This is a genomic window from Ruegeria profundi (genome assembly GCF_020171505.1).
In the GTDB taxonomy this organism is placed as follows: Bacteria; Pseudomonadota; Alphaproteobacteria; order Rhodobacterales; family Rhodobacteraceae; genus Ruegeria; species Ruegeria profundi.
Genome location: NZ_JAIUZS010000008.1, coordinates 88,444 through 101,358, shown reverse-complemented (window position 1 = coordinate 101,358; position 12,915 = coordinate 88,444). Strand labels below are relative to the sequence as shown.

The following is a 12,915-nucleotide window of genomic DNA, read 5'->3' as shown; positions in this document are numbered from 1 at the left end:
CCGGCCTTTCCACAATCGGAGACGCCGGACATGTCCGACATGATGACCACACAGGCCGGAGACGCCGGCGCCTTCCGCAATTTCGACCTTGGCCGCGTGCCCTCGCCTTGCTTTGTGGTTGATGAGAAAGCTGTCGAGCGGAACCTACGCATCCTTGCAGATGTCGGCACCCGCTCCGGTGCGGATGTCCTGAGCGCGCTCAAGGCGTTTTCGATGTATTCGCTGGCCCCTTTGGTGCGCCAGTATTTGGGCGGAACCTGCGCCAGCGGCATCTACGAGGCTCGCTTGGGTCGCGAAGAATACGGTGGCGAAGTCGCAACCTTCTGCGCCGGGTACAAAGACGCCGATATAGATGAAATCCTGTCGCTGTCTGACCACATCATCTTCAATTCTCCGGCCCAGAAGGCGCGCTTTCAGGCCAAGGCGCATGCGGCGGGCGTTCAGGTCGGTCTGCGTATCAATCCGGAACATTCCGAGGGCGAGATTCCAAAATACGATCCCTGCGCCCCATGCTCACGGCTTGGCACACCGGTCAGCCAATTGACCGCCGAGGTGATGCGAGGCGTCGACGGTCTGCACATGCACACGCTTTGTGAACAGGGATTTGACCCCTTGCAGCGCACGTGGGCGGCCGTTGAACCCAAAATCGCGCCTTATATCGGACAGTTGAAATGGCTGAATTTCGGCGGCGGCCATCACATCACCCGAGATGACTATGACCGCGACGGGCTGGTCGCCTTTATCCAGACCATCCGAGAGAAATACGGCGTCGAGGTCTATTTGGAACCCGGCGAGGCCATCGCGTTGGACGCAGGCATTCTGATCGGCGAAATCCTCGACCTGCCGACCAACGGCATGAACCTTGCGATCACCGACATTTCGGCAACCTGCCACATGCCCGACGTGATCGAAGCCCCTTATCGCCCCGCCCTGATGGATGAGGCCCACGCGGGCCACACTTATCGGTTGGGTGGTCCATCCTGTCTGGCGGGCGACGTGATCGGGGATTACACATGGGACAAACCGCTGGAAATCGGTCAGCGCTTTGCCTTCCTAGATCAGGCGCATTATTCGATGGTCAAAACCAACACATTCAATGGTGTTCCCTTGCCAACCATTGCGCTGTGGAACAGCGAAACGGACGAACTGAAAATCGTCAAACAATTCGGCTACAACGACTTTAAGGTCAGACTCTCATGAACACCTTCCTCGATAGTGAACTGACCGCATCTGAGCGTACCGAAGGCGCCCGGTTCCGGGTGATCCCTGTGCCGCTGGAGCGGACCGTCTCTTACGGGTCTGGCACCGCCAAAGGCCCAGGCGCGATCATCGAGGCCAGCAATGAACTTGAACGCATCACCGGCCATGCTGAACCCTGCGTCGAGGGGATATTCACCGAAAAACCGCTGGATTGCACCGGCCCCATGCCCGACGTGATGGCCCGCCTCGCCCAGCGGACCGAGGCTGCCGTTCGTGCGGGCAAAGTCCCTGTAACACTGGGTGGAGAGCATTCGCTGAGCTACGGTGCGGTAATGGGCGTTGCGCGTGCCCTGACTCAACCGATTGGTATTGTCCAGATCGACGCCCATGCCGACCTACGCAACGCTTATCAGGGCGAAAAACACTCGCACGCATCGGTGATGCATCTGCTGGCCGAGGAAGGCTTCCGCCTGGCCCAGTTCGGCGTCCGCGCATTTTCAGCCGAAGAGGCACAGAGCCGCCTGAAAAACCGCGTCTTTAATGTAGATGCCGAAGAACTGGTCACAGGCAGCATCCATGCCATCGACCTGCCCGAGGACTTTCCCAAGCTGGTTTACGTCAGTTTCGATGTAGACGGTTTGGACCCGTCACTGATGCCTGCCACTGGAACCCCTGTACCGGGCGGCTTGGGGTACTATCAGGCGCTGCGATTGGTCGAACACGCTCTGAAAGGCCGCACATGTGTGGGCTTTGACGTGGTCGAACTGGCCCCCGACGGCAATGCCGCCTGGGACTTTACCGCAGCGCAGATCGTGTATCGCCTGATGGCCGCCTGTTAATCTTCGGCCGTTTCGTTCAACTCCATATGCCCCTCGCCCTTGTTCAGGACGCGGCGGAGCATGGGTTCGAAGAAGTCCAGCGGTTTGGTTGGATAGTTCGGGTCAAAGGCTTTCTGATCGTATTCATGGCAGAAATGGCGGCAATCCTCCCAATAAGGACTGTCGCGATACTTGTCGCGGGCGTTGCGATCACCGCCCAGATGATGGTTGTAGTAATACCCCTGAAACACGCAGTGGTGCTTTAGAATCCAATAGGTTTTCTCGCTGACATACGGCTTCATCATCGCCGCCGACAGTTCGCCGTGATTGTAGGGTGAAAGGATGTCGCCAGTGTCGTGGATCAGGGCTGCGACAACCAGTTCCTCATCCGCACCATCCTCATAGGCTCGCGTGGCGGCCTGCAAGCTGTGTTGATAGCGGTTCACCGGGTAGGGCGTCCAGTCCTCATCCAAAGACCGGATCGCGTCCAGAATTCGATCGGGCAAAGCGGCATTGTAAGCCTCTTCATACTCCATTACGGCGTCCCAATCGGCCCTCGTTGCCTCTTCAAAACTGGTCCAGGTGGGTTTGTGGCTTTTGTCCAGCATGGCGTGGTCCTTTGGCTAGTCTGCTGGCGACAGCATAATGCAGATCGAATACTCAAAAAAATGAATTGATTTTATCAGAACGATGAAAAAATACTTTCAGTATGCAACTCAAAGCAATTGAAACCTTTCTGTGCGTCGCTGATACGGGCGGTTTCCACGCCGCCGCGCGCAAAATGAACGTAACTCAGACAGCGGTCAGCGCGCGTATTCGGCAGATCGAAGAAGAAACCGGCAAGCCCCTGTTCACCCGCGGCGCAGGCGGTACCAACCTGACCGAATTCGGCAGGCAGTTCCGGCCCTATGCAGAGCAAATGGTGTCGCTGTGGTCCTTTGCAGCACGCGATCTGCCCGCGCAGACACAGAACCGGGTGGCTTTACGCCTTGGCGCACAACTGAGTATCTGGGACCCATTGCTGGTCGATCTTGCCGTGCAGTTTGAACATAAGCTGGGCCAACTTCTGCTGACGCTGAACTTTGATCACGACCTGAATATGATCGACGCGGTTGCCACCCATGTTCTTGATGCCGCTCTCACTCACGAACAACCAAATGACTCGCGCATTGAATCACATGAACTGAACCCCGAGCGTCTGTTGCTTGTGAAAACCCCGGCGACGGACGATCCCGTTTTCGTCAATCTGGAACTGGGCGAGGTCTATCAGGACCACGTGCGCACTGCCGCGCGGCAGGCAGCCGGCCAAACCGTGTTCTTGGGGAACTGCCTGATGGCTTTGCGCTATGTTCTGCGCCGGGGTGGCACCGGCTATTTCCCCGAATACGTGATCAGAGACCACTTGCGCTCCAACAATCTGATCCCTGTGGCAGGCAGCGTCGACCTCATGCTGCCGCTCCACCTCGTGACGCGACGGGGCAGTTCTACCAGCAACGATATCCTGACCTGTCTGACCGACCTGCGTTCAGGATCCTAAACCTGCGCAACCGTACCTTGCGTGTCCCGGTGGCGCCTTCGCATCAAGGGCCGCCCGGCCACCAACAAAAACAGGCACGAGATGCCAATGCCCATAGCCGCTGGCAGGTACAAAAGCATCCATAGCTGCGGTTCATCAATCACGACCGGGGAAACAAAGCCCCGAACGCCTTCAAGCAAGACGAGAATGGTGAAGGCCACAAGAACCTGCGGCCAGAGGCCAAAGCGTGAAAAGCTTCCCAACATCAGGGTTGCATAACCGACAAGCGCCACGGCGACGCAAATGGCAACCCATGAGAACCGCTGATGCAATTCATCGACCAATTCGCCCGTGGTAAAGCCTTCGGCCGTACTAATCGCATCACGATCCCGCAGGAGTTCGATAGTTGGGATCGCCTCAAGGCTACGCTCGGACATTGTATTCGTTTTGGCAAGCGCGGAGATGTCATAAGACGCGTCTTCGAACAGGGTCGAGGACAAGGTTCGGTCTTGCCGATCCAGCCGCAGTGCGATCCCGTCCAGCATCACCAGGTGAATACCGGTTTCATTGTTCACCAGATAGGCCGTTTTCGAAGAATAGCTGACCGGGTTCAGCGCGTCCCGCCGATCCGAGACAAACACCTCGGACAGTGTACCATCCAGATCTATGCCACCGATATAGACCGTCACGCCGAAGGTAGGGTGCAGGAATTCCCCTTCGTTGAGTAGTTGCGCCGTTACGTCCCCGGCGACCTCGGCTTGACGCTGTTCAAGCTGCTCAACCGATGCCGGGCGCAGAAAGACGCTGATGACCGCCATCATCAGGCCCGCCACAAGACCGAACAGAAACACCGCACGCGCCAGACGCCAGGGGCTGGAGCCGGTGGCCAGCATCACCGTCATCTCGCTTTCGCGGCTGAGGCGGTTGGTGGCATAAACAGCCGCGGCGAAAACCGCCATGGGCATTACGGTCCGGATCAGCGTCGGCAGGGTCAGCGCCGAAAACTCAAGGAACACCATGGCGGACTGTCCGCCACTGATGACACGGTCAAACAGGCTGACGGATCGGGTAATCCAGAACACGCCGACCAGAACCAGTGTGAAAAAGCCAAACAGAATCAGCAATTGCCGCAGGAAATATCCATCGAAGCGCGACATGGGTCCTCTTACGCGTGTTCGTAATACACAGAACCATATGCCATTCCGCCGCCGTAGGAAACCGAGATCGACCTATAGGCTGGCGCCGATTTTTGTGATTGGTTGGAATGGCAGGGGCAGCAGGGTTCGAACCCGCGACCTACGGTTTTGGAGACCGTCGCTCTACCAACTGAGCTATACCCCTAAGATGCGCCTCAGATATGCCAGCCGCGCGGCGGACTCAAGAGGCTTTTTCAGATTCTGCCCGACTTCTGCATGTGACAAACAAGTTGCGCCGCGCGTTGAGTTCTATAAGACACGGTCCGGTCAGTACGAGGGACCAATCTGTGAGTATCCGTAAAAAGATTGCCGACAGCGAAGCCGTTCTGAACTGGGCCGCGCGCCGGATTGCGGGCTATATCCGGCTGGTCAATCGCAACACCAGTTGGCAGCGTATCGGCTATGAAGACCTGGACCAGCTTGTTGAACAGGGTGAACCTGTCATCGTGGTGCTGTGGCATCAGCGACTGGCGCAGTCGCCCTATTTCTTTCCGCTGGATAAAGGGCGCATCTGCTCGATCACCTCATCCGCGCGGGCGGGCAGTATGGTGGGGCGGGTGCAGAAACTGTTCGGCATGGACACGATCGCCATGGCCAGCAAACACAAAAGCAATGTTGCTGTGTCGCGCGAAGTTCTGGGCAAGATGAAAGAGGGGATTTCCATCGGGATCGCCGCAGACGGACCACGCGGACCTGAACGGGTACTGTCCACGGTGCCTCTGGTTTGGGCGCGCACCTCGGGCAAACGCATTTTCGGGATCACGTTTTCTGCGCAGCATGCCAAAGAAGCCGGGACATGGGACCGTTTGCTGTTGCCGCGCCCGTGGCGGAACAAAGGTGTTTTTCTGTGCCGGGAATGGACGGAAACCGTACCGCGCAAGGCGTCAGACGAGCAGATCGAAGAGCTGCGCCTCAGCCTTGAGCAGCATATGAACGACATCACCGCCGAAGCCGACCGTATGGTCGGCCGCGAGCCGTGGTCACCAAAGGCTTAGCCGCCTCGCAGCCGCTGCATAAGATAGACTTCGCTGCCTTCGGGGATGGTTTCCGTCAGCCCGCTGGCAATAACGCGGCCGTCGATCGCTATTGAGACGCCCGCATCAATCGGCCCTTGCAGTTGCGGATGCGCCCTTACCAGCTCGCGAAGCAACTCACCGGTGGTTTTGGCCTCAACCTCCACCACCTGCTGGCCCCCGGTCAAAGACCGGAGACCGGACCAAAGGTGGACCTCAACCATTGTCCTTGAGCGCGGCCAGAATACGCGGCGGCGACATTGGCAATTGCTTCATCCGAACGCCCGCCGCGTTGGACACCGCATTGGCGATGGCGGCCAAGGGTGGCACGATGCCCGTCTCACCCACGCCCCGCACACCAAACGGATGGCCGGGGTTTGGCACTTCGACTATAACCGTGTCGATCATCGGCAAGTCACTTGCGACCGGGATGCGATAGTCAAGGAAGATCGAGTTCTGCAGTCGACCGTCTTCGCCATAGATGTATTCTTCATTCAGCGCCCAGCCGATGCCCTGCGCGGCACCGCCCTGAAACTGACCCTCGACATAGGTCGGGTGAATCGCCTTGCCTGCATCCTGAATCACAGTGTAGCGCGTGATCGAGGTTTTGCCGGTTTCTGGATCAACCTCAGCATCGACGATATGAGTGCCAAAGGACACGCCCGCACCTTCCGGGGTGGCCTCAAAATGGCCCGAGATCGGACCCCCGGTGCGGCCCATATCGGCCGTAATATCCGACAGCGGCATTGGATCGAAATCGCCTGCGTTGGGGCCAGAAGGCACCGCGCAGCCATTTTCCCACTTCACCGCTTCAACCGGAATATCCCATTTGGCGGCCGCGCGTTCGCACAGTTTCTCAACCGCGTGTTTCGCAGCCTTGATCGTCGCCAGACCCGACGCGTATGTCACGCGTGAACCGTGCGAGACATCGTTGTAGCCCAGCGTCGCGGTGTCTGCGATGGTGACGCGGATGTTTTCGTAGGGAATGCCCAACACTTCAGCCGCCATCAACGCCATAGAGGCGCGCGAACCGCCAATATCAGGCGTGCCGACCATCAACTGCGCCGAGCCATCCTCGGACAGTGCCAGTGAAACAGATGTCTCACCACCATGGTTGAACCAGAACCCGCATGAGATTCCGCGCCCCTGCCCCGGTTTCAGCGGTGCCGTGTAATGGGGATGCGCCTTCGCGGCCTCAAGCGTTTCGACCAGACCGATCCGCTCGTATCGCGGGCCATAGCTGGCCTTTGTACCCTCATGAGCCGCGTTTTTCAGGCGGACGTCAACGGGGTCAAGGCCCAGCTTCTTGCACAGCTCATCAAGCACGGATTCCACCGCGAACGCCCCCATCGGCGCGCCGGGTGCCCGGTATGCGGCCTGTTTTGGGCGGTTCGACATGACGTCATAGCCAATCTGCTTGACGTTGGTCAGGTTGTAAGGCGCAAATGCACACATCGCGGTCATGTCACCCGGCGCCCCTGGAAACGCCCCGCCCTGAAGGCGGAACACGCCTTGAGCCGCCGAGATAGTGCCATCCTTCTTCATGCCGATTTTGACATCCATCGAGGCAGACGCGGTCGGGCCGGTTGCCCGGAAGACTTCGGACCGGGTCATGACGATCTTGACCGGCCGGTTGGCCTTGCGGCTGAGCGCTAGCGCGACAGGTTCTATGAACACGGTTGTCTTGCCGCCGAAGCCACCGCCAATTTCCGAGGCCGTCACGCGCAGTTGCGACGTCTCGATCCCCAGCAATGCAGCGCAGGTTTTTTGCGCAATCCAGTGGCCCTGAGTGGTGCACCACAGCTCCCCCTTGCCATCATTGCCCAGCATGCCGAGACAGGCGTGTGGTTCGATATAGCCTTGGTGGGTCGCCTCAGTGATAAAGCTGTCTTCGATGATCAGGTCAGCCTCGGCAAAGCCCGCCTCAACATCACCGTGGCCGCTTTCGTGATAGCGAACGACGTTTGGGTGCATCCCTTCGGGGACAGAGTAATCTGCCGCACCTTCGCGGATCACCGGCGCATCGGGGGCCATCGCTTTGTCAACATCCGTGACGTGCGGCAGGACCTCATATTCAACCTCAATTAGCTTTAGCGCATCACGCGCCGCCAGCGCAGAAGATGCCGCCACAGCCGCCACCGCGTGCCCGTCATACAGCGCCTTTTCGCCTGCCATGACGTTTTCCAGAACGTTCCAGAATTCACCTTCCAGACCGGGTTTGAAAGGCACGTCAGCGAAATCTGCGCGGGTGACGACGGCTTTGACGTCCTTATGCGCCTCGGCCTTCGATGTGTCGATCTTAACGATACGCGCATGCGCATGAGGCGACCGCAGGATCGCACCGTGCAACATACCGGGCGCGGACATATCCGCCCCGAACTTGGCGCGACCTGTGACCTTGTCCAGCCCGTCAGGACGGTCGGGACGGGTGCCAACGAATGTGAATTCGGATTTGCGATCGTCGAGTGCCATTACGAAGCCTCCCGCAGTTCTTCCGCCGTTTCCATCACGGCGCGAATGATCTTGTCATAACCGGTACAGCGGCAAAGGTTTCCCGCCAGCCAGTACCGGGTTTCTTCCTCGGTCGGGTTGGGGTTTTTCTCCAACAGCGACTTGGCCGCCACAAGAATGCCCGGCGTGCAGATACCGCATTGAAGCGCGGCGTGTTCGATGAACTTCTTCTGCAGCGGATGCAGGATGTCGCCGTCCGCAATGCCCTCGACGGTTTCGATACTCTTACCGTCCGCTTCGACTCCCAGCACCAGGCAGGAGCAAACCAGACGGCCATCAACAGTGACCGAGCAGGCACCACAGTCGCCGGTGCCGCATCCTTCTTTCGCGCCAGTCAGGTTCAGCTTGTCGCGCAGGCAGTCCAAGAGGGTTTCGCGCGGATCGCATAGGAATTCGACCGCGTCGCCGTTGACGGTGGTGGATACATGGAGCTTGCTCATGCTTGTTCTCCCTTGGCGCGGGCATAGGCGATTTTCGCGGCGCGCTTGGCCAGAACGCCAGCGACCTCGGTGCGAAATGCGATCGTGCCGCGCTTGTCATCTATTGGATTGCAGGCGGCAGAGGCCGCAGCGGCCAACGCATCCAGCGCGGCGTCATCCAATGCGCTGCCAATGATGGCCTTGGCGCAGTCTTCGACCAGCAGAACGGTCGGCGCGACCGCCCCCAACGACACGCGGGCTTCGGTGATTATGTCCCCATCCAGACGCAGGTTCACAGCAACACCAACGACGGCGATGTCCATCTCGGTCCGCGGGATGAAGCGTAAATAGGCGTCGCCGCCATTCTCGCCCCGCGCGGGGATATTGATGGCTGAGATCACTTCACCCTTTGCCAGTGACGTTTTACCGGGGCCGGTTGGAATGTCTTCTACAGCCACCTCGCGGTCTCCACTCGGCCCGGTCACCGTGACAGTCACGCCTGCCGCAATCATCGCAGGCACCGAATCTGCCGCCGGAGAGCCATTGCACAGGTTGCCGGTCAGCGTTGCGCGCCCCTGCACCTGGGTCGATCCGATCAGGTCCATCGCTTCAACCAGACCGGGCCAGTCACGGCCAAGATCGGCATGCTCGGTCATCTCGGCACCGGTGGCGGCAACACCCAGAGTCCAACTGCCATCGGCGTTACGGGTGATATCATGTACACCGTCAATTTTCTTGATGTCGATCAGCGTATCAGGCGTCACAACGTCCGAGCGCAGCTGCACCAGAACATCTGTGCCGCCCGCCAGAAACCGCGTGATGCCCGTCGCGTTCGCGGCCAGAGCCGACGCCTCGGCAAAGCTGGCTGGGCTGTGATAGTTCATGAATTTCCTCGCACCTGTTAATCAGGGTTCACTGGGTCCAGGGGGACGTTAGAGCAGCAAGCTACCGGCGTCCATGGCAGGAACGACCAAATTTTGCGTTTCAGAATGTCGTTTCCAAACCTTGCGTCAAAGGTCAAGCTCAATCACGCCATCCGGCTGTGCTGCACGGCTCTGACACAGGATGACTGCGCTTTCGCGTTGCTTGTTGGACAGAACAAAATCGCGGTGTTCGATTTCACCGGATAACACACCACATTTGCACACACCGCAAATACCGTCTGCGCATTTTACATCCACGTGAATACCTGCATCGTTCAGGACCTGTGCCGCATCTTTGTCGGCAGGCACCTTCAATTCCCGGCCCGATTTCGCCAGTTTCAGAATAAACGGATGGTTTTCATAATCCGGCTGTTCCGGAACCGAGAAATACTCCAGATGTCGCGCATCCTCGGGGAAGCCCTGCCGGTCTGCAGCCTGCATCACACCGTCCATGTAACGGTCCGGGCCGCAGGTATAGACGTGCCAACCCGCCCGGTAGCCCGACAGGATTTGATCCAGATCGGCCCGTGTCCCTTCGTCCGAGACGTGGAAGTGCACGCGATCTGCCCAGGGCATCGCGACCAGATCGTCCAGATAGCCAGCGCCGGCGCGGGTGCTGGCAGAATAGTGCAGCTCAAACTCTTTTCCCAAACTGTGCAAACGGTGGGCGAAAGCGATCATCGGGGTGATGCCGATTCCACCGCCCATCAGGAAGGTTTTGGTGGCCGTCTCATCCAACTCGAAATGGTTGATGGGTTTCGAGATGAAGACTTTGCGCCCTTCGGTGAAAATCCGGTGCAGCAGGGCTGAACCTCCGCGCCCTTCATCCTCGCGCAAGACGCCGATTTGATAAACGGACGGATCAGACGGATCGCCGGACAAAGAGTATTGCCGCAGAAATTCCGGGGCAACCAGCACGTCCAGATGTGCTCCAGCGGTCCATGCGGGCAAGGGCGCGCCATCCAGGGTCGAGAATTCATACTTGGTCACATCCGCTGTCATCTTGTCGACCTTGGAAACGGCAACCCTCATGACTGGCGCGTCCCCGGCGATGGTATAGCGGTGGATGACCGATGAATCCCCGGCTGCCTTGCGGGCTTTGTACTCCTTGGCTGACACCATCGCCTGATACGCAGCAATCCCGGCCTCGCGGTCCATGGCAAATGGATAGGGCCACGGGTGCGGCGCCAGATAGGCAGGATACACGGCCAGTGTCTGGTCCTCGTATTTCAGATCCAGATCCTTTTGCAGATCACGCCGGTTCAGCGGGTGAGTTGTCGGGCGGTATGACCCGTCTGGCTGAAGCTCGATATCCCACCACCATTTCTTGGTGTCGTTCAGCCCACCGTTCCCAACGGCATCGTCCAGCCGCGCCAAAGCAGGTGCAGCCTGCGGAATGTTCATGGCCGCCCAGCGGAAGGGACGTTCCTTGAAGATGCCCTCAAGGTTCCAGGGGCATGTCTTCATGCACCGGCCGCACATCGCCCCACCTGGTGTGGTCACACGGTACGTCGCGCATTTCTGGCTATCGGACTTCCAGATTTCATAGCCGTTGAACATAAGCTTCGGCCCGGCAGTGATCGCGCCCGAAGGACATTCCCGCGCGCATTTGTTGCAGCTTTCGCAAAAGCTTTGCAAACCAAAGTCAATCGGCTTGTCGTGCGCCATTGGCATATCGGTCGTGACCGCACCGGATTTCAGGCGCGGGCCAAAATAGGGGTTCAGGATGACCTCTCCGATCCGGCTGACCTCACCCAACCCAGACAGCAGCAGCAGGGGCGGTTGCAACACCTCTCCGTCCATCACGGTATGAGCTTTGGCCTTGTACCCAAGGTTGCGGATCTGCTGCGCGATCACCCCGCCCAGAAGCGAGAACCGCAGATAGGCGCGCATGGATTGGGCGACGCTGATCCAGTCGTCACCGCTGGCGCCCTCCATCGTTTCATACCCCTGGTCGATGATCATGCTTATGGCCTGATCATGTGGTGGAATGATCTCTTCCCCCGTGGCATCGTGGGAATACCATGCCCAGTCCGGACACCGGCTGAGACCCACGGCGTCGACGCCCAGAAAATAGGTTGCTGCCTTGATATTCGCCGCGTTGCGTGCGGCGTCAGACGGGCGCGCGGTGTCCGCACTCTCTCCGTCCTGCAACAGAACAAACGCGCCCAGCGCGCGGCGCTGTGCAAAACTGGGGGCGGCTTTTCGTACGTAATACCCGCCCTTGGCGGCGTTCTGTAACGGCTTGCCCATGTCACCGAACTGCGCGCGGGCGAACATATCCGCGCGCTTGGGAACGCGCGCAACATTTTCTTCGTCGATATAGGTTGTTGGGCTAGCAACACGCTTGAGCTTTTCGAACGGATGCGCCCCATCCATATAGCGCCGCTTGGCATAGGGATCGCGATTCAGCGCGTTCTTGGCAAAGCCTGCCCCCACCCACCACGCCGGCCCCTGCGTGCGAAACCACTTCTGTTGCGCCATAGGCTGCAAAGGTTGATCATGCGCGATGTCCATCTCGGTCGTCACAGCAGCCAGTCCGAACCGTTTGCCTAGCCAAGGCGCGACGATGTCGTCACCCTCGACCGAGGCGAGACCCGCCGCCACAGCCAGCCGACCCAGATCAACCTCGGACGACATCACCGTGTGCGCCCGCGCGTCAAAGCCCAGCAAGCGGATATAGTTTGCGATCACCACCGCGTTTTCAGCGGCCAGCAAACAGGCACGGTGATCCTGCGCGTCCATGATCCATTCGGCTCCGGGCTCGTCCGGGTCCGGGTCGCGGTTGTGTTCGTACAGGAAGACGATGGCATGCTTATGCGCTTCCATCGGCCTGGGCGCGGCCTCCATGCTTTCCTTCAGGTCGGCCATGATCAGATCAATCCCCGAGGCCAGCGTCTTGGTCTGCCGCGTTTTCAACGCGTACGCCAAACGGTCGATATCAGGGTTGCGGCGCGGTTCCGACAACAACGCCTGAGGCGGAACGGGGCCGCACCCCATCATGGACGCGTCGTTGAAGTAGCCAAACGCCTTAAGGTGATTGGAGCGTTCGGACGGGTCTTGCGGAATTTCCGAGACGACCGGGTTCACGAACCCATCGCGGATCGTGTCCAGCATCGCCTGAAACTCACCCATCGCGTTGACAATGCTATGCGGTTGATCCGGTCGGTGAAAACTAAGCTCTGGCATGGCGCGCGCATGAGACAGGTCTGGCATATGGGCCTGTCGCGCCAACCGCTCTAACGGATACTGGCCCATATGGACCGGCCGGTTCTTGTCCGAGAAAAAACGGACCCCCATCGCGTGCCTCCTGCTTGCT

Annotated in this window: 11 protein-coding genes and 1 tRNA gene; 4 read left to right on the top strand and 8 right to left on the bottom strand. The window is 59.1% G+C overall.

All coding sequences use genetic code 11. The annotated features are described in order from the left end of the window. The first annotated feature begins 30 nt into the window (after nucleotides 1–30). Both nspC and speB read left to right on the top strand, forming a co-directional pair. Entirely contained in the window at nucleotides 31–1,200 is a 1,170-nt protein-coding gene (gene nspC, locus LCM21_RS17240; RefSeq protein ID WP_224891708.1) for a carboxynorspermidine decarboxylase, read from the top strand. Beyond that, the gene (gene speB, locus LCM21_RS17235) at nucleotides 1,197–2,039 is read left to right on the top strand and encodes an agmatinase (protein WP_224891707.1); all 843 of its coding nucleotides are present in this window, start codon (nucleotides 1,197–1,199) and stop codon (nucleotides 2,037–2,039) included. Before nspC ends, speB begins: the two co-directional genes overlap by 4 nt. On the opposite strand, the gene LCM21_RS17230 is transcribed toward speB, so the two are convergent. Beyond that, nucleotides 2,036–2,626 carry an HD domain-containing protein gene (locus LCM21_RS17230; protein WP_224891706.1) on the bottom strand — a complete coding sequence of 197 codons (591 nt, stop codon included), beginning with the start codon at nucleotides 2,624–2,626 and terminating at the stop codon, nucleotides 2,036–2,038. The two genes, speB and LCM21_RS17230, sit on opposite strands and share 4 nt — an antisense overlap. A 101-nt stretch (nucleotides 2,627–2,727) precedes the next feature. On the opposite strand from LCM21_RS17230, the gene LCM21_RS17225 reads away from it, so the two are divergent. Then, nucleotides 2,728–3,555 (top strand): LysR family transcriptional regulator, encoded by an 828-nt coding sequence (locus LCM21_RS17225; RefSeq protein WP_224891705.1) that lies wholly within the window; start codon nucleotides 2,728–2,730, stop codon nucleotides 3,553–3,555. Here LCM21_RS17225 and lptF read toward each other — a convergent pair. After that, nucleotides 3,552–4,691 (bottom strand): LPS export ABC transporter permease LptF, encoded by a 1,140-nt coding sequence (gene lptF / locus LCM21_RS17220; RefSeq protein WP_224891704.1) that lies wholly within the window; start codon nucleotides 4,689–4,691, stop codon nucleotides 3,552–3,554. The genes LCM21_RS17225 and lptF overlap by 4 nt on opposite strands. Nucleotides 4,692–4,799: 108 nt before the next feature. Further along, nucleotides 4,800–4,875: transfer RNA gene (locus LCM21_RS17215), tRNA-Trp, on the bottom strand. A gap of 142 nt (nucleotides 4,876–5,017) precedes the next feature. Here LCM21_RS17215 and LCM21_RS17210 point away from each other — a divergent pair. Next, entirely contained in the window at nucleotides 5,018–5,725 is a 708-nt protein-coding gene (locus LCM21_RS17210) for a lysophospholipid acyltransferase family protein (protein ID WP_068339337.1), read from the top strand. Here the strand turns inward: LCM21_RS17210 and LCM21_RS17205 are convergent. From LCM21_RS17205 to LCM21_RS17185, 5 genes are all read right to left on the bottom strand, one after another. Then, on the bottom strand, nucleotides 5,722–5,967 hold the full coding sequence (locus tag LCM21_RS17205) for a MoaD/ThiS family protein (RefSeq protein ID WP_068339341.1): 246 nt from the start codon (nucleotides 5,965–5,967) through the stop codon (nucleotides 5,722–5,724). The genes LCM21_RS17210 and LCM21_RS17205 overlap by 4 nt on opposite strands. Then, nucleotides 5,960–8,215, bottom strand: a complete 2,256-nt coding sequence (locus LCM21_RS17200; protein WP_224891703.1) for a xanthine dehydrogenase family protein molybdopterin-binding subunit — start codon at nucleotides 8,213–8,215, stop codon at nucleotides 5,960–5,962. The genes LCM21_RS17205 and LCM21_RS17200 overlap by 8 nt, the downstream gene beginning before the upstream one ends. After that, nucleotides 8,215–8,694: a (2Fe-2S)-binding protein gene (locus LCM21_RS17195; RefSeq protein ID WP_224891702.1), complete on the bottom strand. Its 480-nt coding sequence runs from the start codon at nucleotides 8,692–8,694 to the stop codon at nucleotides 8,215–8,217. The genes LCM21_RS17200 and LCM21_RS17195 overlap by 1 nt, the downstream gene beginning before the upstream one ends. Beyond that, complete coding sequence (locus LCM21_RS17190; protein WP_224891701.1) at nucleotides 8,691–9,557, bottom strand: FAD binding domain-containing protein; 867 nt, start codon at nucleotides 9,555–9,557, stop codon at nucleotides 8,691–8,693. The genes LCM21_RS17195 and LCM21_RS17190 overlap by 4 nt, the downstream gene beginning before the upstream one ends. Nucleotides 9,558–9,683: 126 nt before the next feature. Continuing rightward, nucleotides 9,684–12,896: a reductive dehalogenase gene (locus tag LCM21_RS17185; RefSeq protein WP_224891700.1), complete on the bottom strand. Its 3,213-nt coding sequence runs from the start codon at nucleotides 12,894–12,896 to the stop codon at nucleotides 9,684–9,686. Between the last annotated feature and the right edge of the window lie 19 nt (nucleotides 12,897–12,915).